Below are 24,240 nucleotides of genomic sequence, written 5' to 3' on the forward strand. Positions count from 1 at the left end.
CCCTCAATGCCGAGATAGTGGGGTGCCCAAAGGTGCGCCTCCGGAAAAGGAAAAATCATGAATAGTATCGAATCGGTTTCCCGGTTACAGATGTCCCGTCGCGGATTCCTGGGAGCACTGGGGGCCGCCGCGGCCATTCCTCTGCTTGCCGCCTGCAGCCCCGGCGGTGCGGCCGGAGGCGGAGGTGGTGCCGGAGGCGGTGGCGGTGCGGGCACCATCAAGTTCTGGGACATGCCCTGGGGCCAGGCAAACTATTCCCGCGCCGGGAAGGACCTGATCGCCAGCTACACACCCGCCGCCGGCCTCGGAGCTGCCAGTTACCAGAGCATCCAGTGGAATAACTACTACCAAACCTTCAGCTCGGCGATCGCCTCAAACACCGGCCCCGCCGTGAGTTCGGGTTCCGGGTTCCAGGCGTTCCAGTTCGCCGAGGCGGGGAAGATCGCCTACGCGGACAGGGTGGTGGATGCGCTGAAAAAGAGTGGATCCTATGACGATTTCCTACCCGGAGTGTTTGATGCGCTGCGCACCGGCCAGGGCCAGGTGGCCATTCCCTGGCAGATGGACCTGCGGGTGCTGTGGTACCGCAAGTCACTGCTGGAAAAGGCCGGGGTCGACGTCCCCACCGATTGGGCCTCATTCCTGAGCGCGGGCAAGGCGCTGAAAAAGATCGGGGTGGTGGGCTTTGCCACCGGTGCCGGGTCGGGATTCAACCTCGGGGGGCACGCGATTGTCTCGATGATGATCAATAACGGTGGCGGCATGTTTGATCCCGAGGGCAACCCGGATTTGGTGACCGACCGCAACATTGAAACCCTCGAGTTTTTCAACGAGATGGTGTCCGAGGGGATCATCGATCCGGCCGCCGTCAGCTACACCTCGGAGAACCTGCTGACCCAGTGGAAGGACCGTAAGGCCGGCATGGGCATCAATACGCCGGGCTGGAACGCCTCGGTGGGGGACACCGAAAACGACGTGCTGGTGGGGGAGCCGCTGGTTTCCCCCAACGGCACCAAAGGCTCGCTCTACTACGTCAACAACCTGATGATGTACACGGCTACCCCCAATCAGGAAGCGTCGGAGGCGTTCCTGGAGTGGTATGTGGACAACATGAAGACCTACTGGCAGCAGAAGGTCATCACCGCGATTCCCGTGCGCCGCTCGATTGCCGACCTGCCCGAGTTTCAGGAGAACGCTCAGAACGTCAAGATTGTTGATGTCTGGCAGCCGATCTCGCAGACCTACAGTGCGCGCTCTACCAGCTCGTTCGGGGCCCTCGCAGCGGTGGATGGTGGGCAGGGCATGCAGACCTTTTCGCAGACCGTGCTGGCGGGCAAGAACAACCCGAAGCAGACCCTGACCACCTTCCAGGCGGCGATCGAATCGCTGATGAAGAAGAAGTCGTAATGGTGACCTCAACGCTTCCCCCACGCACCCGAGCCCGAGCGATACCGGCGGGTACGGGTCACCGGCCCGCCGGAAAACCTCAGCGTCCTCGTCGGCGCCTCACACCGATGAACCTGACACTGGTGCTATTTGTGGTGCCCTCCGTGCTGCTGCTGATCCTGCTGAACGCGTATCCGCTGGCGTTTGGTCTCAACCAGTCTGTTCGGGATGGATCGCTGCTGGATGACGGCCAGTTTGTCGGGCTCGCCAACTACACCAACGCTCTGACCAGTACCGCGTTTTGGGAGGCCGCCCGCTTCACCCTCATTTTCACGGTGGTGGGGGTGTTTGGCAGCTGGATCGTCGGGCTCGGGCTCGCACTCCTCCTGCGAACCCGGACGCCCGCCCGGGGACTGTTCAAGGTGCTGCTCCTGTTGCCCTGGGTGGTGCCGATCGTCGTTTCCTCGACCGCCTGGAACTGGCTGGTGGCCACACCGTCCAGTCCGGTACCGCAGCTCTTTGAGGCGCTGGGTTGGGGGACCCCGCTGTTTCTCGCGGATCCCACGCTCGCGGCCATTACCGTGTGCATCTTCAAGGTGTGGGTCAGTTTCCCCTTCATGATGATGATGAGTGCGTCGGCGCTCGCCAGCGTTGACCCGGTGGTCTACGAGGCGGCCCGGATGGACGGCGCAAGCCCGCGACAGCAGTTCACCCAGATCACGCTGCCCCTGGTAGCACGCTCCACCTACATCAGCTGGATCCTGATGACAATCTTCTGCGTGAACGACTTCCCCACCATCTACCTCCTGACTGGCGGCGGTCCGGTCAACGCCACCACATCGCTGGTGGTCCTCGCATACCGATCGGTGTTCCAGAATTTTGAGACCGGGTCGGGTGTGGCAATCGCCTTCCTGATGACCGCGGTCCTGGTTGCCGTCTCGGTCATTCTTTACCGTCAGATTCGAAAGGTGGACACAGCATGAGTGTCTCCGTAACGCTGCCCGTACGGCCGGGATCGGTGCCGGTTCTTGCGCGCCCCTCCCGTGCCCCCGAGGAAAAGGGAAGGTGGTGGCGGTTTGCGCTGCTGATCCTGCTGACGGCGCTGACCCTGATCCCCATCGCGGTGGTGATCGGACTCTCGCTGCAGCCCAGCGCCGCCAGCACCACCACCGACCCCATCACCCTGGAAAACTTCGCCACCGTCCTCACCGAGACCTCGGTTCTGGTGTGGTTGCGTAACTCCCTGGTGGTGACGCTGGCCACGGTGCTGGTCTCGGTACTGGTCGCGGCCCCCGCGGGGTATGTCCTCTCCAGAGGCCGTGGAAGGGTGGTCTCTGGATACTCGCTGTTGCTGTTTGTGATCCAGTCGTTGCCGGTGATCGTCTCGGTAGTGCCGCTGTTTATCCTGTTTGCGGGCTTTGGGCTCTCGGACAGCCTGTTTGGGATCACCCTGGTTTATGTGGGCAGCACGATCGCCGTGGCCACGTGGATGATGGCCGCCTATATCGATTCGATCCCGATTGCCCTGGAGGAGGCCGCCTGGATTGACGGGGCCTCGGTGTTTGGCGGGTTTGTGCGGATCATCCTGCGCAACTCACTGCCGGGGATCCTCTCCACCGCGATCTTCGCGTTCCTGCTCGCCTGGAACGACTATCTGGTGGCGCTGGTGTTCCTGCGGTCGGAACTCAGCTTCACCCTGCCGGTCGGGGTGCAGTCCTTTGTCCAGCAAAACATGACCGACTGGGGCTCGATCATGGCGGTCTCGGTCATCATGATGATTCCGCCGATCCTGCTCTTTGCCACCCTCAACCGCTACTTCAGCGTGGGCGGTATCGGCGGATCACTCGCCGGGCGCTAAACCTCACCCAACGGATCGAAGGAGATCACCATGCTTGCAAACCTTTCGGGATGGCACATGATCGCGCTGGTTGCGATAGTCCTGCTGCTATTTGGGGCACCCAGGCTCCCCGCGCTGGCGCGCAGCCTGGGGCAGTCGGCGCGGATTCTCAAAACGGAGATTCGAGAGGCACCCGCCACGCAGAGCGACGTCGAAACGGCGGCCGAGCCTGCGGATTCTGCGCCGTTCGCGGAGCCCTCCGCGCCCGGGGAGGTGCGGCCGAAACCCACACACAACCGGTAGCTTTCACTCACGCGAATGCCTCGACCCGACGGGCCGAGGCATTCGTGTGAGCCGGGGTAGGCTTAGCGGCCGACGATGCTCAGCACCTGGTCGTGCAGCAGACCGTTGGTGGCCAGCGCGCTGCGCCCGGCGATGGTTTCGGTGCCGTCGATAGCGGTGAAGCGGCCGCCGGCCTCGGTGATGATCGCCACAAATGGGGCGATGTCGTACTCCTTGACGTCGAACTCGGCGACGATATCCACCAGACCCTCGGCCAGCAGCCCGTAGGACCACATGTCGCCGTAGGCGCGGTCGCGCCACACGGTTTCGGCGAGGGTCAGCAGCTGGGGGAGGTAGCCAGCATCGCGCCACTGACCGATGGACTGGAAGCTCAGCGAGGCATCCTCGATGCTGCGCACCCCGGAAACGTGCAGTCGGCGCGGCTCGGCGTTCCCCTCGATCAGCCAGGCACCGGCACCCGGGGCCGCGTACCAGCGCTTCTCGAATGCCGGGGCGCTGGCGACGCCGACCCGGGGGACCCCGTTTTCGGCCAGTGAGATCAGGGTGGCCCAGTTGGGAACCCCGCGAAGGAAGTTGGCGGTGCCATCGATCGGGTCGAGGATCCACTGGCGTGCGGTGCTGCCCTCGGTGCCATACTCCTCACCCAGGATGCCATCTCCCGGACGCTCGATTTCGATCATCGCGCGCAGCGTCCGCTCCACGGCCAGATCAGCGTCGGTCACGTGGGTGCGGTCGGGCTTGGTGTCTACTCGGAGGTCTCCGGCGCGGAAGCGCTCGAGCGAGATCGCATCGGCGGCATCGGCCAGACGCAGTGCCAGGGCGAGATCTTCTTCGGGGGTCCAAGAGGCATCGAGAGTCATGCGAAATAGCCTAGCGTTTCCCCCTGGGCATCCGCGCCAAACCGGGCGACACGGCGACACGCGCCCCGATTGGAAAAGAGCGTGCGGCACTGGTAAAGTCTTCTCTTGTCCGGTTATTCGGACAACGCACCTCTAGCTCAATCGGCAGAGCAACTGACTCTTAATCAGTGGGTTCTCGGTTCAAGTCCGAGGGGGTGCACCATCAGCCCCGACCGGTTTCCGGTCGGGGCTTTTTGCTGCCCGATCCCGGTGAAATGCGAGTGTCCCCGCCCACGGGATGAATCGTGGGCGCGGACACTCGGATTGGGACCCGGACGGGCCGGGATGCCTGTTATCAGGCGTTGCCGCGGCGGGCGCGGGCGCGCATCGCGATTCCGGTGATCAGGAGGAGGATCGCGGCCCCGGCCAGGGGCAGTATGCCGTCGAATCCGGTCTGGGAGAGTCGGCCGGGATCGGTCGGCTGCGGGGCAACCACCGGCGGGTCACTCGGATCCGTGCTGGTCCCGGGGCCGTCGGTCGGGGTGACCTCGGGATCCGTGCTCGGGGTGACCGAGGGGGTCGGGTCCACTGTCGGTGTGGGATCCACCGTCGGGGTTGGGTCCACCGTGGGGGTCGGGTCCACTGTCGGGGTCGGGTCAACGGTCGGCGTGGGTGTCGGGGTAACCGTGGCCACCGGGGTGGCCGTGACGATCATCGGGTCGCCCATCCCAGCCTCGCTCACGGCGCGGATCCGGAATGAGGTCTCGGTTCCGTTTTCCAGGCCCGTGATGGTGCGGGTGGTGGCGGTGCTGGCGGTACTGGCCGTGCTGGCCGCGCGGCTGGTGGCGGCGTCGGAACCGTCGGTCGCCGCGGGGGTCGGGGTCCAGGTGGCACCCCCATCGGTCGAGGTTTCGATGAAGTAGTCCAGCACCGGCACCTGGCCGTATCCCTGGGTGACGGCGGTCCAGGCCAGGTCCACCCGGGCGTCCCCCGCGGTGGCGGTGGCACCGGTAATCGGGTCCGGGGTCAGGGCGAAGGCCTGCACGATCGAGCGCTTATTGCTGGTCGAGGTGGTCTGCTGGGTGCTGGCATAGACGATGCCCGCTTCGTCCACGTCGATCCCGCGCACCACGCCCGTGCGGCCCTCGGACTGCGCGAGCCCGGAGGTGGTGCCGATGGTACCCAGGCGGGCACCGTTCGGGGAGAGCCAGCTGATGTTTCCGGTGGTCGCCGAGTAGTACACGTTTCCGGTGTTCTCATCCACGGCCAGGCCAAACACGTGGTTCTTGCCCAGGAACAGCTTGGGCAGCTCGACGTAGCCGCCGGTGCCGAAGGTGGGATCAATCTTCCAGGTCCAGCCCGCCGGGTTGTTGCCGGGGTCGACGTTGTGGTCGGTGGTCTTGTCCAATAGGAGCTTGTGGACGCGGCCGGGGCGGCCCTCGTCCTGAATGTCTCCGATGTAGACGGCACCGCGCTTGGTGTCCACGGCCACCGACTCGACGCCGGTCAGGTCCACAAAGGGCAGCTTTTCGCCGTCGGCCCAGTAGACGCTCCACCAGCTGAGGAAGGTTCCGTTGTTATCCCAGACGGTCACCGCGCTGGTGCCCTCGCTGGTCACATAGACGTTGTCCTGCTCGTCCACGTCGATGCCGACGGGCCAGTTGATCGGTCCGGGTGTATGCCCGTCGCCGAAGGAGAGCAGGAGTTCACCGGTGGGGGAGTACTTGCGCACGTTGGGAATCGCATCCGAGCTCAGCACAAACACGTTGCCCCGCGAGTCGATCGCGGTGCCACGCTGGCCACGGGGGCCCTGGGGATCGGCGGGGGTCTGCCACTTGGGCTGGACGATTCCCTGCGGGTTGGCGTCGGTTTCGTGGGTTTCCACCGCCCACTTGCCCTCGCCCAGGTAGGCCCCATTGGTGCCCAGTCCGGGCTGCAGGGTAAAGGTCTGCAGGTTGTGGCCGGCGGCCTGCTGGTTGGGTGCCTCCCAGGTGGCCAGACCCGAGTCGCCCACGGCGATCACGCCATCGCGGACCGAAACCCCGTAGGGGTAGGCAAAGTCGAGGGGCTTGGGGGTGGACTGGGTCTGGCTGATGCCAAACTGGCCGACGTAGCCGTAGGCACCGCTGCCCATGGTCCGGCCGGGGAATTCGGCGGAGGGGGTGGCGGCGAGGGCGGGGGTTCCGGGAATCAGAACCACCGAGAGGAGGAGGCCGGCGCCGAGTGTAGCCAGGGCGCCGCGGGTGTGTGTGCGTGCTGTATATCTGGACATGCCCCCAGCCTATGAAAGGATCGGCGTTCGTAAAATATCGGTTTCCGGTATTGGGTGACGCAATGTCGCATCAACGATGCGTGATTCATCACTGACGCGCCGACGTGGCCGCGTCGGTGCCGCGTCAGCCGGGCCGGGCAGTGTGTTCCCAGAGACGTTGAAAGGACACCTGTGAATACACACACCGAGTGGGCCGTTGAGGCCGACGGGCTCGTCAAAACTTTTGGAAGCAACCGTGCGGTGGACGGGGTTGACCTGCGGGTCGCCACCGGCACCGTTTACGGAGTGCTCGGCCCCAACGGGGCGGGCAAAACCACCACCATTTCGATGCTGGCCACGCTGCTGCGCCCGGATGCCGGAAGCGCGCGCATCTTTGGACACGACGTCCAGCGCGAGGCTCAGGTCGTGCGTCAGCTGATCGGCGTGACCGGTCAGTACGCCTCGGTGGATGAGGGCCTCTCGGCCACCGAGAACCTCGTGCTGTTCTCCCGCCTCCTGGGGCTGGGGCGGCGTGAGGCCAAGATCAAGGCCAACGATCTGCTGGAGGAGTTTGGGCTGACCGAGGCGGCATCGCGTCCGCTGAAGAAGTTCTCCGGGGGCATGCGCCGCCGCCTGGACCTGGCGGCGAGCCTGATCTCGCAGCCGCCGCTGATCTTCCTGGACGAGCCCACCACCGGGCTTGACCCGCGCACCCGCGCGCAGATGTGGGAGACCATCCGGCGCCTGGTTGCCGGGGGATCCACCGTGCTGCTGACCACCCAGTACCTGGACGAGGCCGACCAGCTGGCCGACCGGATCGCCGTGATCGACCGCGGCCGCGTGGTGGCTGAGGGTACCGGGGACGAGCTCAAGGCGCAGGTGGGATCCTCCTCGCTGGAGCTCCGCCTGGGCGAGCCGCAGCTGGCCCAGCGCGCGCTGGGGATTGCCGAGCGCGTCCTCGGCGTGGCCGGAACCACCTCGGCCGAGGCCGCGCGGATCACGGTGCCGCTGAGTGACCCCGAGCGGGTGACCGACCTGCTGATCGAACTGCGCGGCGAGGGCATCCGACTGGAGGAGTTCAGCGTGCACAAGCCCAGCCTGGATGATGTGTTCCTCAGCATCACCGGCAAACCCACCGAAGACGCCGAGAGCGCCGAGACCCCCGAGGGAGCCCACGCATGAGCACCACCACCGCACCCAGATCCCGCACCCATAACGCCTCGGGGGGCACCATCGTGCCCGCCCACGAGCGCACCCTGCGAAACCGGGTGAGCCTCGGCGAAAGCATCCGGCACTCACTCACGATGGCCTACCGCGGCCTGCTGAAGATCCGGCGCACCCCCGAGCAGCTCTTCGATGTGACCCTGCAGCCGATCATCTTCACCGTGATGTTCACCTACATCTTCGGCGGCGCGATCTCCGGGGATGTGGCCAGCTACCTGCCGGTGATCATCCCGGGCATCCTGGTGCAGACAGTGATTACCACCTCGGTGGTCACCGGAACCCAGCTGCGCGAGGACATGGATAAGGGCGTGTTTGACCGGTTCCGCTCGCTGCCGATTGCGCGCATCGCCCCGCTCTCGGGCGCGCTGCTGGCCGACACCGTGCGTTATGCGATCGCCACCACCCTGACCTTCGTGATGGGCTTCATCATGGGCTACCGCCCGCACGGCGGCATCTGGTCGGTCATCGGTGCCGCGCTGCTGGTGATCGTCTGCGCCTGGGCGATCAGCTGGATCTTCGCCTTCTTCGGCGTGATCGCCCGCTCGGCTTCGAGCGTTCAGGGTATCTCGATGATCATCCTGTTCCCGCTGACCTTCCTCTCCAACGCGTTCGTGCCGGTGGATACCATGCCCACCTGGCTGCAGTGGTTTGTGAACATCAACCCGGTCTCGCACCTGGTGACCTCGGTGCGCGACGTGCTGAACACCGGCGCGTTTACCAGCGAGGCGTTCCTCCCGCTGATCGGGGCCGCGGTGATCGTGGCGATCTTCGCCCCGCTCACGGTACGCGCCTACATGCGCCGCGCCTAGCGCCGACTGGTTCCGGACACCACACACCCCGTCCCTCCCACCGCGGAGGGGCGGGGTGTGTCGCGTGTGCAGGCTAGGCGCCGGCCGCACGCCAGCGGGGATCCCGCAGAATCGTGACGGCGCGCTCCACCCGGGCCTCGGCGCTCAGGGCATCGGCCGCGGCCAGCGCCCGGGTCACCGCCTCGGGGCCGGAAACCTCGGCGTGGGCGGCCTCATGGGTCGCGTAGCGCAGCGCCGGAAGCTCCTGCCGGGCGGAGAACGCCCGGCAGACCGCGAAGAGTTCGAGCGAGAGGTCGGCGAGGGCGGGGGTGCTGAGCCCCAGCGTGGAGACCGCGAGCAGGGCCGATCCCCACACGGGCATATCCGTGTGGATGCCGCCGATGCGCTGCAGCGCGAGGGCGCGGGTGCGCAGGCGTCGGAACATCGCCGGGTCCGGTTCGTGGGCCAGCCCGTGAGCGGCCAGGGATCCCGAGGCGACCATCGTGTACCAGGCGTAGGCGCGGGCCACCGGGGTGGCGAAGTTTCGCTCGGCGAGCCGATACTGTTCCAGGCCGCGGGCGCGCTCGCCGTTTTTCAGCGCGAGTTCGGCCCGGCCGGCCCAGGCGACCGAGCGGAAATCCTCCTCGGCGCTGTTCATGTGGGGGCTGGGTTCCTCGGTGAGCAGCGGTTCCAGTTCGGCCGGGGACTCGGTATAGATCGCCAGCAGCCAGAGGATATGGCGACGGTTCTCGGCGAGGCCGAGCGTGGTCAGCCCGGGGAGCGCGAGTTTTGCCCAGGCGATGGAGTCCTCGATACTGGCGACCTCGCTGGTGAGCTGGGCGAGGACCACGCGGGTCATCGTGAGCGTCCAGAGATCGCCGAGTGCGTGCGCGAGCTTTTCGGCGCGCAGCGCGAAGTCGATGGCCTCCCGTGCGCGTCCGGCATTCTCGGCCAGCTGGGCGGCCAAGAGCAGACCGTAGACGGCAACCCGGGGTTCGGGATCGCCCGCCATCGTGTGCAGCACGGTCATCATGCGGTCGGGGGCCGCGGAGCTGCGCAGCATCCGATAGAACGCCTCGATTCGGCGATCGGTGAGGGTGCCCGCATCAAGCATCGTGCGGATTCGGGTGAGCGCGGTGACCCCGGTCCGCAGATTGTCGAACAGCCCAAACACCGAGAGCACCACAAACCCGAGCCCCGCGGCGTTTGCGCGCACCCCGGTGTAGTCTCGCTCGACCCGGGGGAGGGCGAGGATGGCGTCGGCCAGCCCGTCGGCGTCGGTGTAGATGCTGAGCCGGGCCTGATAGAAGGACACCAGCCCAAAGATCGCCAGCGCCGCGTGGGCGTTGCCCCGTTCCAGGGCGACGCGCAGCGCCCACATAAACGTGTCGTGTTCGAGTCGAACCAGCGCAAAACCCTGGGTCTGTTCGGGGCCGTCGGTGCGCGGCACGAGTTCCAGCGCAAAGGCCTCGGCCCAGTCGATGATGCGATCCCGGAGGAGGTCACCGCCCCCGTGCAGGGCGAGTTCCGCGGCACCAAACTCGCGAATGGTTTCCAGCATTCGGAAGCGCATGGTCCCCGTGGCCCGGTCCTCGAAGGAGCGCACCAGGGACTGCAGCACGAGACCCTCAAGGTCCTCGGTCGCGTCGCGGCCCAGCGCCGCCGAGGCCGCGGGCACACCAAAGCCGTCGGGGAAGAGGGAGCACACCAGATAGGTTTCCCGCTCGCGTTCGCTCAGCAGATTCCAGCTCCATCCGATCACCGCGGTGAGGGTGCGGTGGCGGTCGGGGGCGATCCGGTTTCCGCCCGAGCGTGGGGGATCCAGCACCCCCAGGTTGTGTGCGAGCCCATCCAGGATCTGCGGCAGGGTCAGCACCCGGGTGCGTGCGGCGGCCAGTTCGATGGCCAACGGAAGCCCGTCCAGGCGCTCACACAGCTGCGTGACCAGGGCCGGATCAAAGCGCGCGCCGGGCCGGGCCGCGTGGGCGCGTTCGGCAAACAGCAGCAGCGCGGGGCCGGGGTGGTCGGCGTCGCCGGAGGCCAGCGGTGTCGGCTCGTGGATCCACTCCCCGGGGATCAGCAGCGGCGAGCGGGAGGTGGCGAGCAGGCGCAGATCCGGGCAGGAACCCAGGGCGTCGGCGCTCCAGCCGGCCACCGCGTCGATCAGGTGTTCGCAGTTGTCCAGGATCAGCAGGGTCGGCGTCTGGGCGAGGGTCGTGAGCACGCGCTCGCCGAGATCGAGCCGGGGAGCATCACCCACGCGAGCGTCGGCCAGGTTATCGCGCAGCCCGAGCAGCGCGGCCAGGGCGCGGGGCAGATCATCGGCGCTGCGCACACCGGCCAGCTCGGCCACCACGATCCTGGGGATCAGTCCCCGCCAGGACTGGGCCACCGCCTGGGCGAGTCGGGTTTTACCCAGGCCGCCGGGGCCCAGGATCGTGACCAGGCGGTGCTGGTGCAGGGCCTGGTGCAGGGCGCGGACGTCGGCATCGCGGCCGATCAGGGCATCGGCGAACCCGCGCAGTCCCACACACAGGGTGTCGGGGGAAAGACCGAGGGTGTCCACGGGCGCGGGGGTGCGGACCTCGACGTCGGCCGCCGCCGAGTCCGCTCGCAGGATTCGGGCGTGCTCGGCGCGCAGGTCGGGACGCGGATCGGTGCCCAGCTGTTCGGCCAGGCGTTCGCGCAGCGCGGCGTAGGTCGCCAGAGCCGCCGCGGGTTCGTGGAGCGCATCGAGCACGCGGATCAGCGCCAGGTGGTGATCCTGATTCAAGGGATCCAGTGCGCACAGCTCGGTGAGTACGTCGCGCGCGGCGGCGGGATCGGTTTCGGCGAGGAGCGTGCCGAGGGATCGAAGCAGCGCGATCCGGGTGTCCCGGGCGTGGGCGGCCAGATCGTCGGCGACGGGGAACGGATCAAGGTCGGGTCCCGGATCCCCGCTCCAGAGTCCCAGGGCGTCGCGCAGTGCATTCGGGTCCTGCGGGGTGCGCAGGGCCGCGTGGGCGCGGCCGAGGTCGGAGTCGACGCTCAGCCGATATCCGGCCGGTTCGAGCACGAGGACTCCCGCGGGGAGCAGCCTTCGTACCCGGGAAATCAGGGCCTGGAGCGCGCCGCGCTCATCCGCCGGGGGCTGCTCGGGCCACAGCTCATCGGCCAGGTATCCGGGGGAGCGGGGTTCACCGTGGGCCAGCGCCAGGACCGCCAAGAGCACGCGGGCGCGCTCGCCGGGGACGGGGGTCTCGCCTACCCGGATCGGGCCGAGAACACGCAGGATCGGGTCGGCGGAGCTCACGTGCCGATTATACGTTTGTCCGGTACCAGTGTGGCAGTCCCGGGCCGGGAACGCGCGGTTATCGGGTGCCGCGACCCGAGATTTGGTGAGGGTCGCCGGTCCGTGCGGGCTACAGGGTGCCGCGACCCGAGATTTGGTGCTGGTCGCCGGTCCGTGCGGGCTACAGGGTGCCGCGAATCGGATCGCCCACGGGGATCGGGACCAGACGGGTGACCACGGCGGGACTCTCCAGCAGTCCGGCCAGGGCGGTGTTGAGGGCGGCCACGGACGGCCCCTCTCCGTGGGCGTCGAGCTGCTCCACGGTTGACCACTTCTCGATCATCACGATGTCGCCGTTCGGGTGCTGATGGATCGCATAGAGCTCGCAGCCAGGCTCGGTCTGCACCGCCTCGATGGCCGGACGCAGCGCGTCCAGTACGGCCTCAAGCCGGCCCTCGACGGGCGTGAATATGGCGGTGACAACAACGGCAGACATGGTGCGTCCTTCGATCGGTGAGCACAAAACGGTATGCCTCGATGCTACGGGTCCGGGGACAAGACGCGCCCGGCGGTGTCACGAATAGGAGGCGTGTGGGATTGTGTGTATAGTTGTGACGTTGCCAAAACACCGCAGTGTTTAGCGCGCACCTCTAGCTCAATCGGCAGAGCAACTGACTCTTAATCAGTGGGTTCTCGGTTCAAGTCCGAGGGGGTGCACCAGCCAATTACACCCCGATTCCCCGCGGAATCGGGGTGTTTTGTTTGTCCGCGATACCGCTGTGCCATACGTCCCCCGACGCCGTGTGCTGCGCCACGCGAGTGTCGATTTTTCTTCGCCGTCTTCTCTGGGTACGGTGGAGATATCACGTCGGTTACGGCGTGGGCACCTCTAGCTCAATCGGCAGAGCAACTGACTCTTAATCAGTGGGTTCTCGGTTCAAGTCCGAGGGGGTGCACCAACAAGGTCCCGGCGGGACCTTTGGTTTGGGGGCCGCCGGCCGGGCGAACCTAGCCGAGCGGATCGATCTCGGCGAAGCGGTGCACCACCGCCAGGTCCTCCTCACCGAGGCCCGCGTCCACCAGGTCCGTGAAGACGCCGAGGTTGGTGCGTAGCTGGCGGGCGGCGGTGCCGGTGGCGTCGGCCTCGGCCACCGCGGCGGTGAGGTCCTTGACCATGAAGGCGGCGATCCCGGTCGGGGTGTAATCCCTGGTGATGATCCGCTCGGCCTTGGTTTCCAGTACCCGCGAACCCGCGTACCCGCCCTGCAAGAGGGGGAGGAGCGCGGCCACGTCGAGCCCCGCGCGCTCGGCAACCACGGCGGCCTCGGCTACCGCGGTCATCGTGGCGGCGACGATCATTTGGTTGCAGGCCTTGGCCACCTGGCCCGAGCCCAGCGGTCCCAGATGGAGCGGCGTTCCCATCGTGGACAGCACGGGCAGAACCCGCGCCACATCCTCGGGATCGCCACCCACCATGATCGACAGGGTTCCCGCCTCGGCCCCCTCGGTGCCACCGGAGACCGGCGCATCCACCACGCGCAGCAGGCCGCCGGTCTCGGCGACCAGGCGTGCGGCGAGCTCGCGCAGTCCGGTGGGGGAGACGGAGGAACACACCACCAGGACGGTGGGCGTTTCGATCCCCGCGAGCAGTCCGTCGGTCCCGGCGAGCACCTGTTCGAGCTGCGCGAGATCCGGGAGCATCACGATCACGATGTCGGAATCGACTGCAAGCTCGCGCGGGGTATTGCGCGCGGTCGCACCCGCCCGGACAAAGGGCACCAGTTTCTCGGGGCGGCGGCCCTGGACGAAGACCCGCACGTTCTCCGGGGTGTGGGAGAGCAGGTTGTGGGTCATCGGGGCGCCCATCGAACCGAGTCCGATCACGCCAACACCTATTTTGGGAACATCATTGATCACCATCATGCGGCCACTATATCGAACTCCGTTCAGAGAGTTGGCCTCCTGGGGTTAGGATGGGGGCAGACCCCGCTCATCGTCGAAAGGAAGGTCCGCGTCGTCATGACCGATTCCCCCACCCGCCTCCGCGTAATTGTGGCCACCCCGCTGCCCGAGGAACTCGCCACCCTGATCACCGAGCGTGAGCCGCGAATCGACCTGGTGCGCGAGGCCGACCTGCTGCCCCCGATGCGCTTTGCCGCCGACTTTTCCGGCGACCCCTCCTTCACCCGCACCCCCGAGCAGCAGGCCCGCTTCGAGGAGCTGCTGGACTCGGCCGACGTGCTCTACGGCATCCCCGACGTGAACCCCGCCGCACTCGCGCGTACCGTGGCCGCAAACCCGAAGCTGCGCTGGGTGCAGATCATGGCGGCCGGCGGTGGTGGCCAGGTCAAGGCTGCCGGACTCTCCGAGTCCGACCTTGCCCGGGTCACCTTCACCACCTCCGCCGGCGTGCACGGCGGACCGCTGGCCGAGTTCGCCGTGTTTGGGGTCTTCGCCGGGGCCAAGACCCTGCCGCGCCTGCAGAAGCAGCAGGCCGAGCACGCGTGGACCGACCGCTGGGAGATGGGTCAGGTTTCGGAGCAGACGGTTCTGGTTCTGGGCCTGGGCGGCATCGGTGCCGAGGTTGCGCGCAAGCTCGACGCCCTGGGCGCGCACGTCATCGGAACCAGCCGTCGCCCGGTGGATGTCCCCGGCGTCTCCGAGATCGTGCACCCCGACAGCATTGCCGACGTGATCGGCCGCGCCGACTCGATCGTGGTGACCCTGCCCGGGACCGCCGCCACCGAGAAGATGCTCAGCGCCGACCTGCTCGCGCTGGTGAAGCCCGGCGTGACCGTGGTCAACGTCGGACGCGGCACCGTGATCGATGAGGACGCCCTGACCGTGGCGCTTCAGGATGGTCGCGTGGGCTTCGCCGCGCTCGACGTCTTTGCCGCCGAGCCGCTGGATCCCGCCAGCGCGCTGTGGGACCTGCCCAACGTGCTGGTCAGCCCGCACACCGCCGCGCTGAATGCCGCCGAGGAGCGACGCATCGCCGAGCTGTTTGTGGCCAACGCCACCGCGATTCTGGATGGCTCCACACCCAAGAACGTGGTAGACACGGTTCAGTTCTACTAGACGCACCCCGACGAGATCGATCTCGATGAAAGCGAGCCCAGCGCGCATGACCGACGCACCCCGTACCGAGAAGTCGGCCGCCCCCGCGGTGACCCGAGCCATCGCGATTCTTGATGTCTTGGCCTCCGCCCACGGGCAGCCGCTCGGGATTAGTGAGTTGGCCCGTGCGCTGGGCATCGCCAAGTCCTCAACCGCCAACGTGTGTGTGGCGCTGGAGGAGGGTGGGCTGATCCAGCGCGGCGACCTCGGTTACCGGCTCGGTAGGCGAACGGTGGAGCTCGGTGGTGCCTATCTGGCGAGCTTCGACCAGGTGCGCGAGTTCTACCGGGTGTGCTCCGAATCGCCCGAGCTGAGCCATGAGCTGGTGCAGATCGCGGTGCTCGACGGCACCGATGTGCTCTACCTGGCTCGGCACGAGGGTCGTGCGCCGCTGCGGCTCACCGCCGGCATCGGCGACCGCTATCCGGCCGCCCTGACCGCCGTGGGCAACGCCCTGCTGGCGCGCCTGGACGATGAGGAGATCCGCGCGCGCTTTGCCGATCCGGAAACCCGTCCGCAGTTGACCGCCGCCTCGACCACGGATCTGGATGCGCTGATTGCCAAGATCCGGCGCGCCCGCGAGACCGGGTTTGGGCTCGATGAGGGGGAGATGTTCCCCACGGTCACCGGCGTCGCGGTGGTGATTCCGCCGCGCAACGCGGGGGATCAGCCGCTGGCCCTGGGTGCCTCGATGATGGGTTTGGCCCCCGAGGATGGTCGTCGCGAGCGCGTGACGCGTGCCCTGGGGACGGCCGCCGCCGCCCTCTCGAACCCGCTGCTGGTGGGGGACGTCGCCTAGTTCGTTCAATATGTTGAACTTCGTTCAGCATGCTGTTAGTGTGGGGGCGTGGGCACCGACGCCCACATCGAGGTAACCCTCGCGTCAAGGTAGACGGCCCCCACCCACGGTGAACCCGGGAAGTCTCCAGATGCGAGCCGTCCCGAAAGGTACAGACCGTGTCCACATCCCCCGCCGCAGAGGTCCGCGGATCCGACGATCCGGAATACGCCAACAACCTGCGCCGCGCCACCCTTGCTTCCAGTGTCGGAAGCGCGCTTGAGTACTACGACTTCGCCCTCTACGGGCTCGCCTCCGCGCTGATCTTCGGTCAGCTCTTCTTCCCCGCCCTGGGCACCGGAGCCGGCATCGCCGCCGGTTTCGCGACCTACGCGGTCGGGTTCTTCGCCCGCCCCTTCGGCGGAATCTTCTTTGGTGTGCTGGGCGACAAGCTCGGCCGCAAGTGGGTTCTGATGGCCACCATCGGCCTGATGGGTGGTGCCTCGACCCTGATCGGTGTGCTGCCCACCGGCGAGCAGATCGGCATCTGGGCCCCCATCCTCCTGGTCTTCCTGCGGGTTCTGCAGGGCCTCGGTGCCGGAGCCGAACAGGCCGGTGCCACTACGCTGATGGCCGAGTATGCGCCGGTTCGTCGCCGCGGATTCTTCTCGGCCCTGCCGTTTGTGGGCATCATGATCGGGACCGTGCTGGCCTCGATCGTGTTCTACCTGCTGGGTCTCGTGGACCAGCAGATCGTGCACGACTGGCTGTGGCGCGTGCCGTTCCTGGCCTCGATCCTGCTGATCGCCGTCTCGGTGTTCATCCGCTACCGCCTGGCCGAGTCGCCGACCTTCGTGCAGCTGGAAAAGCAGGAGCAGGAGCAGCACTCACCGCTCAAGGAGGTCTTCACCAAGTCCTTCGGTAGCGTCATCCGCGGCATCGGCCTGCGCATGGCCGAGAATGGTGGATCGGCGCTGTACCAGACCCTGGCGATCTCCTTCATCACCGTGTACGTGGGTGTTGAGAGCTGGGTGGGCCCGCTGGCCATCGCGATCGGTGCGACCCTCGGTGTGATCATCCTGCCGCTGGCCGGTGCGCTGAGCGACCGCTTCGGACGGATGCCCGTCTACCGCGCCGGTGTGATCATCCAGCTGGTGCTGGCGATCCCCGCCTGGTGGCTGATGTCTCAGGGCAACGTGAGCGTCATCATCCCGGTGCTCGCGCTGACCTACACCCTCTCCATCAACGTGATGCTGGGTGCCCAGTGCGCGACCCTGCCCGAGCTGTTTGGTAACCGCCACCGCTACGTGGGTGTGGCCGTGTCCCGCGAGTTCTCCGCGGTGCTCGCCGGCGGTATCGCCCCGCTGATCGGTGCCTCGCTGCTGACCGCCACCACCGGATCCTGGATCCCGCTAGCCGGTTACGTGCTGCTGCTCGGCGCGCTCACCCTGTGGGCCACCTTCGTCACCCCGGAAACCCGTGGCCGCGACCTGACCCTGCACGGCGACGCCCTCTCGGACACCGCCGCCCAGATCGCCGAGCGCCCGCTGGCCACGGTCGGACGCTCCTAGTGCGCCGGGCCAGACTACGCCTCGGGGGCGGCACACCCGCCGCCCCCGGCCTCACCCAGATCGTCCCGGTCCGCGAGATCGACGGCGCCTGGTATGAGGTCGCCGAAGAGTGGGCCGCGGTTTCGCCGCTGACCGGTCGTTACTGGCCGCTCGAGGGCGCGGTGCTCGCCGCACCGAGTGACCCCCGGGTCATCCTCGGCATGGCTCACAATGGTTCCGCCGCCGACCGGGCCATTCCCCGGCAGGCGTTCATGAAGTCCGCCAGGTCCGCAATCGGTTCGGGGGAGCCGATCCGGATCGTTCCCGGACACGGAAACGTGGTGGCCGAGGCCGAACTCGCCGTGGTCATCGGGGTGCACTGCCGCAACGTCAGCGCACGGGAGGCCGCCGAGGTCATCGCCGGATTCACGATCGGTAACGACGTGACCGCGACCGACCAGATCGCCCTCGACGAAAAGATGATCCAGTCCAAGAGCGGAGACGGCTTCACCCCGCTCGGCCCCTGGCTGGTAAGCGACCTGGATCCGGACTCGGTTCCGCTGGAACTCTTTGTCAACGGAGAGCTGCGCTGCCAAGGCGACACCGACCGGCTCGCCTGGAACATCGCCGAGCAGATCGAATACCTGAGCGAGTATATGACGCTCGGACCCGGGGACGTGATCCTCACCGGCTCGCCGGAGACCGCGTCCCCGATCAAGCCCGGGGATACGGTGCGGGCCGCGCTGGACGGCATCGGCATCCTCGAAAACCCGGTGATCGCCCTGTAGGTGCCCCGGTTATGCAGGGCCCTCACGACGCGTTCGTGAGGGCCCTGCTCACGGTGCGGGGCAGTTTTTCGAGGCCTGGACGGCATCGGCATCCTCGAAAACCCGGTGATCGCCCTGTAGGAAGGCGCCACCGGTACAACAAACCCCCACGGGAAACCGTGGGGGTTTTGTGTTGGGCACTATCCCGAGGTCGGGTTGCCGTTCCAGGTGGCCGGGACCATGACCCAAAGCAGCTCGGCGCTCTCATCCCCGAGCACCTTCCAGGAGTGGGGTTCGCGGCCGTCCAGGGTCAGCGAATCTCCGGCCCCCAGTTCCCAGACGGCGTCGGCAAAGCTCATCTCGATCCGTCCGCGCACCAGGTACACCAGGTCCAGCTCGGCACTCACCGAGTAGGGGGCTTCGCCGCTGTGACCGCCGGGATCCACGATCGTGCGCACCACCTGGACACGCTTCTCGGTCCGCGGGGACACCAGGAGTTCCAGCATGCCCTCGCCACCCAGGGTGATCCGCGGGGCATCGGCACCGCGCACCACGAGCTGCTCGGAGCGCTTAAAGAGGTCGCCCACGGCCACGTTCAACACGTCGCACAGGGCAACCAGGGTGCTCACGCTCGGGGAGGTCTGATTGCGCTCGACCCGGGAGATGAATCCCTTGGAGAGGCCGGTGGTTTCGGCCAGCTGCTCGATGGTCAGCAGCTGCGCCTGCCGTGCGGCACGCAGCCGATGCCCAATCGCGGTGCGGGTGGGGTCTGGAGAGACGGGAAGGGCGCGCATAAAACTCCCGAAGGCGAGTCGAAGTGTGGGCGTGCGTGTATTCCCGGTCAGTCTAGGACAGAACCGGGGATCAGCGCAGGAAAAATTTAGTCGCGTTCGATGCGCGGATTGTCTTCGGCGACGGTCCCGATCGCCAGCGCGAGCGAGATCAGCCAGCTGAACCACAGCAGGGCCAGGCGCCAGTTGCGCGGTCCCGAAGCGGTAGCCCGGATCAGGCCCACCGCACCAAACGCGGCGCTGATCACACCAATGTTCAGAAGATACTTACGCATGCGCCCTCATTTCGAACCGGAACCCTTCAACCCTAGCGTGCGACCGGGGCGAGGCGGGAATATACCCGCCGTGGATGCGCAGAAAACTAGCGCGTGTGCAGCCCCAGGTGGGTGCGGGCAAACCGCACGGTCTTACGCAGGGCCTTGAGGCGTTCGGCATCGGACTTGGCCCGACGCGTATTAATCTCGGCCACCACCGCGCCGTCCCAGTTTTTGGCGGCCAGATACTCCAGAGTTTCGGCCACCGGCTGGGTGCCCATGCCCGGGATCAGGTGTTCGTCAAAAATCTGGCCATCGTCCTGGGAACCCGAACCATCACACAGGTGAATGTGGCGCAGCCGGTCGCCAAAGTGCTGCGCGAGTTCGAGCCCGCTCTGCCCGGCCAGGGAGGCATGGGAGAAGTCCAGGGTCACGTTGTCGCAGTCCCAGTCGCTGGGATCCCAGCCCGGGGCATAGGCGGCCACCGAGCGGCCCTTCGCCTTCCACGGGAACATGTTTTCCACGCCGATGTTGATTCCCGAGGAGGTTTCGATCCGGCGCACGATCTCGAGGAAGTTCTCCGAGTAGTCCTTCTGCCAGCGAAACGGCGGGTGCACCACCACGGTGTCCGCGCCCACGGCGGCGGCCAGTTCGGCCGAACGTTCGAGCTTGACCTGCGGATCGCGACCCCATACGAAGGTGGTGAGTAGCAGAACCGGCGCATGGATCGACAGGATCGGCAGGTGATACTTCTTGCTCAGCTTCCGCAGCTCGACGGCATCGCGGGTGGTTGCGGCATTGGTCGCCATGACCTCGACGCCGTCAAATCCGGCCTCCCGTGCGAGCTGGAACGCCCGCTCGGTTTCGAGCGGGTAAACGCAGGACGTGCTCATTCCGATCTGTATCATCGGGGCCAGCATAGACCCCGCAGGTGAAAATGAGGTGAGATCTGCACATCTTCGACTGATAGCCTGTCTGGCAACCACGGGGAGTATAACGATGACATCAGGTACCAACCAGTCCGAAGCCCGCTTTGACTTTGTGGTGGTGGCCAACCGCTTGCCGGTGGACCGCTACACCACGGCCGAGGGTGAGCCGGGGTGGCGGACGTCTCCGGGAGGGCTGGTCACGGCTCTCACCCCGGTGATGGAGCGCCTGGGTGGCGCCTGGGTGGGATGGGCCGGTGCCGACACCGAGGGCATCTCCCCGTTCACCCATAACGGCACCCGAATCGTGCCGGTTCCGCTCAGCGCCGAAGAGGTCGAGAGCTACTACGAGGGCTTCTCCAACGACACGCTCTGGCCGCTTTATCACGACGTGATCGCGCCGCCCACCTATCACCGTGAGTGGTGGGATTCCTACGTCAAGGTCAACCGTCGCTTCGCCGAGGCCGCCGCCGAGACCGCGAATGACCGCGCCACCGTCTGGGTGCACGACTACCAGCTGCAGCTGGTGCCGGGCATGCTGCGTGAGCTGCGTCCCGACCTCACCATCGGTTTCTTCAACCACATTCCCTTCCCCGCCTACGGCCTGTTCTCGCAGCTGCCCTGGCGGACGCAGATCATCGAGGGTCTGCTGGGTGCCGATGTGATCGGCTTCCAGCGGGTCGCCGACGCCTCCAACTTCACCCGGGCCGTGCGTCGCCTGGTGGGTTATGAAACCAAGGGCACCAGCGTCTATGTGCCGCTGGAATCCGACTCCTCGCCCGGCCAGACCGGCGGCTATCGCCGCGGCGGCCCCACCCGTCATGTGCTCGCCAAGCACTTCCCGATCTCGATCGACTCGGCGAGCTTCGAGGCCCTGGCGCGCACCCCCGAGGTGCAGGCCCGGGCGGCCGAGATCCGCTCGGACCTGGGTGGCTCGGGCAAGATCCTGTTCGGCGTGGACCGGCTGGACTACACCAAGGGCATCCGTCACCGGCTGAAGGCCTACGGCGAGCTGTTGGCCGACGGACGGATCGACCCCGCCGACGTGACCCTGATTCAGGTCGCCAGCCCGAGCCGCGAGCGGGTGGAAACCTACCGCCAGCTGCGCGATGAGATCGAGCTCACGGTGGGCCGGATCAACGGAGACTTCGGTCAGATCGGTCACTCGGCCGTGCACTATCTGCACCACGGCTATCCGCGCGAGGAGATGGTGGCGCTCTACCTCGCCTCCGACGTGATGCTGGTTACCGCGCTGCGCGACGGCATGAACCTGGTGGCCAAGGAGTATGTGGCCACCCGGTTCGATCAGGACGGCGTGCTGGTGCTGAGCGAGTTTGCCGGGGCATCGGATGACTTGACCCAGGCCCTGCTGATCAACCCGCACGACATCGAGGGTCTGAAGGACACCATCATGACCGCGATCAATATGCCCCAGCCCGAGCGCGCCAAGCGGATGAAGTCGATGCGGAAGAAGGTGCGCGAGAACGACGTGGAACGCTGGTCCACCGCCTTCCTGGCCGAGCTGGAGCGTTCGGCCGCCGCCCGCCTGGATGAGGCGCGCGGGCACCGGGTCGGGGCGGAGCAGCAGTGACCGCGCCCGGCGAAGGCACGCCATCTCCGGGGGAATTCGGAGAGAAGGGAACCGTGGAGGCGGGCCTGGATCCCGTTCTCGAAGCGGCCCTGAACCGGTTTGCCGAGACTCCGCGCATCCTGGTGGCGCTGGACTTCGATGGGACCCTGGCCCCGATCGTGGACGATCCGATGAGCGCCCGCGCGCTCCCCGAATCGGCCGCGGCCATCGCCGAGCTGCGCGACCTCCCGGACACCACCGTGGCCCTGGTTTCGGGGCGGGACCTGGCCTCGCTGGATGCGCTGTATCCGGACTCCGCGGGCATCCTGATCGTCGCCTCCCACGGCGGAGAGTACCGCCTGGGGGAGGACGCCGGACCCGAGCCCACCGAGGCCGAACGGGCACGGGTCGCGGCACTGGTGCAGGCCCTGGAGCGCGGGGCCGCCGGGATCGCCGGAGCCTGGGTGGAACCCAAGCCGCTGGGGGCCGCCGTCCATACCCGCCTGGCCGAGCAGGTTTCGGTACCGGCCCTGCACGGTGCCGTTCGCACCTGGGTGCGCGCCAACGATCCCGAACTGAGTGAACGTACGGGAAAAGATGTGCTGGAATTTAGTATTTTGTCGGCCACCAAGGGCGATGGAATTGCACGTTTGCGCGCACACACCGGTGCCGACGCGGTGTTCTACGCCGGGGACGATGTGACCGATGAGGACGCCTTCGCGGCCCTTGAATCCGGGGATTTTAGTCTCAAGTGTGGTCCGGGGGAGACGCGGGCCGAGCATCGGGTCGCGGGTCCGCACGAGGTCGCGCTGGTACTTCGTGCGCTCGCCCGTGCACGTGCATCACGCGCATATGCCAAAACGGTCACGAATTAGGTCCTAGACTCTCTTTATGTCCGAGATTGACCTGAAGCCGCGAAGTCGCGCAGTAACCGATGGAATCGAAGCCACCACGTCCCGAGGCATGCTCCGTGCCGTCGGAATGGGAGACGCAGACTGGGACAAACCCCAGATTGGTATCGCGTCCTCGTGGAACGAAATTACCCCGTGTAACCTCTCGCTTGACCGGCTTGCTCAGGGCGCCAAGGAAGGCGTCCACTCCGGTGGCGGGTACCCGCTCCAGTTCGGCACCATCTCCGTCTCCGACGGTATCTCGATGGGTCACGAGGGCATGCACTTCTCGCTCGTCTCGCGCGAGGTCATCGCCGACTCGGTCGAGACCGTGGTCATGGCCGAGCGTCTCGACGGCACCGTGCTGCTGGCCGGCTGTGACAAGTCGCTGCCGGGCATGCTGATGGCCGCCGCCCGCCTCGACCTGGCCAGCGTGTTCCTCTACGCCGGTTCGATCGCCCCGGGTTGGGTCAAGCTCTCCGACGGCACCGAGAAGGACGTCACCATCATCGACGCCTTCGAGGCCGTGGGTGCCTGCAAGGCCGGCACCATGAGCGAGGAAGACCTCAAGCGCATCGAGTGCGCGATCGCCCCGGGTGAGGGTGCCTGCGGTGGTATGTACACCGCCAACACCATGGCCTCGGTCGCCGAAGCCCTGGGCATGAGCCTCCCCGGCTCGGCCGCGCCGCCCTCGGCCGACCGTCGTCGCGACTACTTCGCCCACCGCTCGGGCGAGGCCGTGGTCAACATGCTGCGCCTGGGCATCACCGCCCGCGACATCCTGACCAAGAAGGCGTTTGAGAACGCCATCGCCGTGGCCATGGCCTTCGGCGGCTCGACCAACGTCGTGCTGCACCTGCTGGCCATTGCCCGCGAGGCCGAGGTTGACCTGACCCTGGACGACTTCAACCGCATCGGCGACAAGGTTCCCCACATCGGTGACCTCAAGCCCTTCGGTAAGTACGTCATGAACGACGTGGACCGCCACGGTGGTATCCCCGTCGTGATGAAGGCGCTGCTGGACGCCGGCCTGCTGCACGGTGACGCGCTCACCGTGACCGGCAAGACCGTGGCCGAGAACCTGGCCGAGCTGAACCCCGACCCGCTGGACGGCGAGGTCATCCGCACCCTGGACAACCCCATCCACGCCACCGGTGGCCTGACGATCCTGCACGGTTCGTTTGCCCCCGAGGGTGCCGTGGTGAAGACCGCCGGCTTCGACGCCGAAATCTTCGAGGGACCCGCCCGGGTGTTCGAGCGCGAGCGAGGTGCCATGGACGCACTGACCGAGGGCAAGATCAACGCCGGAGACGTGGTGGTTATCCGCTACGAGGGGCCCAAGGGTGGACCGGGTATGCGCGAGATGTTGGCCATCACCGCGGCCATCAAGGGTGCGGGACTCGGAAAAGATGTACTACTATTAACGGACGGTCGATTCTCAGGCGGCACAACCGGACTGTGCATCGGCCACATAGCACCCGAAGCAGTGGACGCAGGTCCTATTGCATTCGTGCGCGATGGTGATCTCATTCGGGTCAATATCGCAGCTCGCTCTCTTGACCTACTTGTCGAGGAGTCCGAGCTGGCCGCCCGCCGTGAAGGCTGGGCACCGCTTCCCCCGCGCTATACCCGTGGCGTACTCGCAAAATACTCTAAGCTCGTTCGATCGGCCGCTGAAGGCGCGATCACCGGCTAGTT

General features: G+C 66.8%; 21 protein-coding genes and 3 tRNA genes. 16 read left to right on the top strand and 8 right to left on the bottom strand.

What is annotated here, in order from left to right:
- The first annotated feature begins 57 nt into the window (after nt 1–57).
- The 4 genes from C7C57_RS05255 to C7C57_RS05270 all read left to right on the top strand — a co-directional run bounded on the left by C7C57_RS05255 (nt 58) and on the right by C7C57_RS05270 (nt 3,526).
- Entirely contained in the window at nt 58–1,407 is a 1,350-nt protein-coding gene (locus C7C57_RS05255) for an ABC transporter substrate-binding protein (protein WP_187977845.1), read from the top strand.
- Nucleotides 1,408–1,514: 107 nt separating this feature from the next.
- A complete protein-coding gene (locus tag C7C57_RS05260; protein WP_255505782.1) occupies nt 1,515–2,369 on the top strand; it encodes a carbohydrate ABC transporter permease in 855 nt (284 codons plus the stop codon).
- Nucleotides 2,366–3,244 carry a carbohydrate ABC transporter permease gene (locus C7C57_RS05265; protein ID WP_187977847.1) on the top strand — a complete coding sequence of 293 codons (879 nt, stop codon included), beginning with the start codon at nt 2,366–2,368 and terminating at the stop codon, nt 3,242–3,244. Before C7C57_RS05260 ends, C7C57_RS05265 begins: the two co-directional genes overlap by 4 nt.
- Before the next feature lie 30 nt (nt 3,245–3,274).
- Nucleotides 3,275–3,526 carry a twin-arginine translocase TatA/TatE family subunit gene (locus tag C7C57_RS05270; protein WP_187977848.1) on the top strand — a complete coding sequence of 84 codons (252 nt, stop codon included), beginning with the start codon at nt 3,275–3,277 and terminating at the stop codon, nt 3,524–3,526.
- Between the two features lie 62 nt (nt 3,527–3,588).
- Here the strand turns inward: C7C57_RS05270 and C7C57_RS05275 are convergent, their stop codons facing one another.
- Nucleotides 3,589–4,386 carry an inositol monophosphatase family protein gene (locus tag C7C57_RS05275; protein ID WP_187977849.1) on the bottom strand — a complete coding sequence of 266 codons (798 nt, stop codon included), beginning with the start codon at nt 4,384–4,386 and terminating at the stop codon, nt 3,589–3,591.
- Nucleotides 4,387–4,512: 126 nt separating this feature from the next.
- Between C7C57_RS05275 and C7C57_RS05280 the strand changes: the two genes are divergently transcribed.
- Nucleotides 4,513–4,588 (top strand) — tRNA-Lys (locus tag C7C57_RS05280).
- Nucleotides 4,589–4,720: 132 nt separating this feature from the next.
- Here C7C57_RS05280 and C7C57_RS05285 read toward each other — a convergent pair.
- Nucleotides 4,721–6,637, bottom strand: a complete 1,917-nt coding sequence (locus tag C7C57_RS05285) for a hypothetical protein (RefSeq protein WP_187977850.1) — start codon at nt 6,635–6,637, stop codon at nt 4,721–4,723.
- A 171-nt stretch (nt 6,638–6,808) separates the two neighbouring features.
- Between C7C57_RS05285 and C7C57_RS05290 the strand changes: the two genes are divergently transcribed.
- Nucleotides 6,809–7,798 (top strand): ATP-binding cassette domain-containing protein, encoded by a 990-nt coding sequence (locus C7C57_RS05290; protein WP_187977851.1) that lies wholly within the window; start codon nt 6,809–6,811, stop codon nt 7,796–7,798.
- Nucleotides 7,795–8,649, top strand: a complete 855-nt coding sequence (locus C7C57_RS05295) for an ABC transporter permease (RefSeq protein ID WP_187977852.1) — start codon at nt 7,795–7,797, stop codon at nt 8,647–8,649. The genes C7C57_RS05290 and C7C57_RS05295 overlap by 4 nt, the downstream gene beginning before the upstream one ends.
- A gap of 73 nt (nt 8,650–8,722) precedes the next feature.
- Here the strand turns inward: C7C57_RS05295 and C7C57_RS05300 are convergent, their stop codons facing one another.
- Entirely contained in the window at nt 8,723–11,920 is a 3,198-nt protein-coding gene (locus tag C7C57_RS05300; RefSeq protein ID WP_187977853.1) for a BTAD domain-containing putative transcriptional regulator, read from the bottom strand.
- Nucleotides 11,921–12,080: 160 nt separating this feature from the next.
- On the bottom strand, nt 12,081–12,395 hold the full coding sequence (locus C7C57_RS05305; protein ID WP_187977854.1) for a putative quinol monooxygenase: 315 nt from the start codon (nt 12,393–12,395) through the stop codon (nt 12,081–12,083).
- 148 nt (nt 12,396–12,543) lie between these two features.
- On the opposite strand from C7C57_RS05305, the gene C7C57_RS05310 reads away from it, so the two are divergent.
- Nucleotides 12,544–12,619: transfer RNA gene (locus C7C57_RS05310), tRNA-Lys, on the top strand.
- A 163-nt stretch (nt 12,620–12,782) separates the two neighbouring features.
- Nucleotides 12,783–12,858: transfer RNA gene (locus tag C7C57_RS05315), tRNA-Lys, on the top strand.
- Between the two features lie 49 nt (nt 12,859–12,907).
- Here C7C57_RS05315 and C7C57_RS05320 read toward each other — a convergent pair.
- A complete protein-coding gene (locus C7C57_RS05320; RefSeq protein ID WP_255505783.1) occupies nt 12,908–13,822 on the bottom strand; it encodes an NAD(P)-dependent oxidoreductase in 915 nt (304 codons plus the stop codon).
- Between the two features lie 96 nt (nt 13,823–13,918).
- Here C7C57_RS05320 and C7C57_RS05325 point away from each other — a divergent pair, with 96 nt between their 5' ends.
- From C7C57_RS05325 to C7C57_RS05340, 4 genes are all read left to right on the top strand, one after another.
- Entirely contained in the window at nt 13,919–14,977 is a 1,059-nt protein-coding gene (locus C7C57_RS05325) for a D-2-hydroxyacid dehydrogenase (protein ID WP_187977855.1), read from the top strand.
- Between the two features lie 46 nt (nt 14,978–15,023).
- Nucleotides 15,024–15,815 (top strand): IclR family transcriptional regulator, encoded by a 792-nt coding sequence (locus tag C7C57_RS05330; protein ID WP_187977856.1) that lies wholly within the window; start codon nt 15,024–15,026, stop codon nt 15,813–15,815.
- A 158-nt stretch (nt 15,816–15,973) separates the two neighbouring features.
- A complete protein-coding gene (locus C7C57_RS05335) occupies nt 15,974–17,365 on the top strand; it encodes an MFS transporter (protein WP_187977857.1) in 1,392 nt (463 codons plus the stop codon).
- Complete coding sequence (locus tag C7C57_RS05340; RefSeq protein ID WP_223144786.1) at nt 17,365–18,132, top strand: fumarylacetoacetate hydrolase family protein; 768 nt, start codon at nt 17,365–17,367, stop codon at nt 18,130–18,132. The genes C7C57_RS05335 and C7C57_RS05340 overlap by 1 nt, the downstream gene beginning before the upstream one ends.
- A 179-nt stretch (nt 18,133–18,311) precedes the next feature.
- Here C7C57_RS05340 and C7C57_RS05345 read toward each other — a convergent pair whose 3' ends face one another.
- The 3 genes from C7C57_RS05345 to C7C57_RS05355 all read right to left on the bottom strand — a co-directional run bounded on the left by C7C57_RS05345 (nt 18,312) and on the right by C7C57_RS05355 (nt 20,049).
- Entirely contained in the window at nt 18,312–18,905 is a 594-nt protein-coding gene (locus C7C57_RS05345; protein ID WP_030148604.1) for a helix-turn-helix domain-containing protein, read from the bottom strand.
- 86 nt (nt 18,906–18,991) lie between these two features.
- Nucleotides 18,992–19,177, bottom strand: a complete 186-nt coding sequence (locus tag C7C57_RS05350; protein WP_030148605.1) for a hypothetical protein — start codon at nt 19,175–19,177, stop codon at nt 18,992–18,994.
- A gap of 86 nt (nt 19,178–19,263) precedes the next feature.
- Entirely contained in the window at nt 19,264–20,049 is a 786-nt protein-coding gene (locus tag C7C57_RS05355) for a sugar phosphate isomerase/epimerase family protein (protein ID WP_370581440.1), read from the bottom strand.
- A 106-nt stretch (nt 20,050–20,155) separates the two neighbouring features.
- Between C7C57_RS05355 and otsA the strand changes: the two genes are divergently transcribed.
- From otsA to ilvD, 3 genes are read left to right on the top strand one after another with little or no spacing between them, the layout of a single operon-like run.
- A complete protein-coding gene (gene otsA / locus C7C57_RS05360; protein ID WP_081863880.1) occupies nt 20,156–21,673 on the top strand; it encodes an alpha,alpha-trehalose-phosphate synthase (UDP-forming) in 1,518 nt (505 codons plus the stop codon).
- Nucleotides 21,670–22,527 (top strand): trehalose-phosphatase, encoded by an 858-nt coding sequence (gene otsB / locus C7C57_RS05365; RefSeq protein ID WP_187977859.1) that lies wholly within the window; start codon nt 21,670–21,672, stop codon nt 22,525–22,527. Before otsA ends, otsB begins: the two co-directional genes overlap by 4 nt.
- Nucleotides 22,528–22,543: 16 nt before the next feature.
- Nucleotides 22,544–24,238, top strand: a complete 1,695-nt coding sequence (gene ilvD, locus C7C57_RS05370; protein ID WP_187977860.1) for a dihydroxy-acid dehydratase — start codon at nt 22,544–22,546, stop codon at nt 24,236–24,238.
- Nucleotides 24,239–24,240: the final 2 nt, after the last annotated feature.

This window comes from Mycetocola sp. JXN-3 (genome assembly GCF_014522285.1).
Classification (GTDB): Bacteria; Actinomycetota; Actinomycetes; order Actinomycetales; family Microbacteriaceae; genus Mycetocola; species Mycetocola saprophilus.